The organism is Enterococcus sp. DIV0421, from assembly GCF_051713745.1.
GTDB classification, from domain to species: domain Bacteria; phylum Bacillota; class Bacilli; order Lactobacillales; family Enterococcaceae; genus Enterococcus_D; species Enterococcus_D casseliflavus.
Genome location: NZ_JBIOQM010000015.1, coordinates 1 through 1,456, shown reverse-complemented (window position 1 = coordinate 1,456; position 1,456 = coordinate 1). Strand labels below are relative to the sequence as shown.

Here is a 1,456-nt window from a genome sequence, read left to right as displayed (position 1 = left end):
CATTTCCAGCGCACAGGCATTCAAAGAATTCATTGATTATATGAATCGAAGTGCAGCAGTTCGTAACGAGAACTTTGATAAATACAACGCATTTTCAGCACAGAATCAAGCGGATAGTTACAACAGTGTTGAAGGTGGAAATGAAACGATGTTTTCCACTTATAACGATTATATGTCGAATCCAGAAAAGACAAGCTCGTCTTTTACTCGTCACTATGATCAAGCACCAATCGAAGTCATGAATCACTTAAAGGATTACTTTACACAAGCACAAGAAAATCAATCGCCGCTTTGGCAGATGGTTTTTAGTTTCAAAAATGAGTGGTTGGTAGAACATGGTTTGATGAACGAAAAAACGAATCGAGTGGATACTGTTTCACTGATCGATGCAGCAAGAAAGGCAGTCACAGATTTGGAAAAGAAAGAAGGGCTGGAAGGCGAGTGGTCGGGTGCCATTCACTACAATACGAAACATATCCATGTCCATATTGGTTATGTAGAAAAAGAACCAACGAGGGAGTGGGGATATTATGAACACCCAACTGATCCAGAGAAAACTGGTTGGCAGTATATGGCCAAATTCAAACAGTCCGCCATAAAAAGTACACGTCGCACATTTGTAAATACGCTTCTCAAAAATGAATCGCAATTGAAAGAATTGAGTCAATCAATACGGCAACAAGTTGCGTTGGCTAAAGAGAATCGTAGTGAGTTTTTGGCAGGTCGATACGAAATGTTAGCGACCGATTTACTGGAAGCATTGCCTGATAACAAATACTTTTGGAAATATGGATTTTCCGAAAGGCATGGCTTTAAAGAACCGCTCGATCGGATGGTCAATTTGTTCTTAAACACTGACGGAAAAGAAACGATGGAAAAAGTGATTCGTCTTTTAAAACCAATTTCTGACGAATACGAATCAGCGTATGGAAATCCAAGAAACGCACCGACGTATTACGAGAATCAGTTGTATGGAAAAAATGGTTTATACGCTCAGATTGGAAACCAAATTTTGCATGAGATAAGAACATTTGCCAAGAGCCAACAAATGCAAAAAGCAGTGGGAAATATGACTGCAGAAGAATTTGATGCCCTTCAAAAAGAACAAGCGGTTTTACCAATTGATTTAGGATCTCCAACAGAACAAGATTTCATTACACCGGAAATGGAAGATGTATTCCACTTGTTAAATGAGATACCGCCACCACTTGATCACGAGGAAGTTGAACAGCCAGTCAGCTATAGTATATTGAAAACGGAGGGGAATTCCGACTCTGTTGAACGAACGAAAGCACTCTCTGAAGCATTCGAATTGATGAAACAGCACTTTGACAAGCGAGATGAATCTTTAGACCAGCGTCAAATGGGGATACAGTATAAGCTGAATCAGGAGAACGCCAATCGGGAGGATACGATCGAGCGAAGAGCGATGTACATTCATGCGGTAGATAGTGAG

At 40.3% G+C, this 1,456-nt stretch carries 1 protein-coding gene; it reads left to right on the top strand.

Going from position 1 to position 1,456, the window contains the following annotated elements:
- Window positions 1-1,456 (top strand): MobP2 family relaxase (gene mobP2 / locus IGI96_RS19690; protein ID WP_438785712.1); only part of this gene is annotated, 1,456 nt, incomplete at both ends.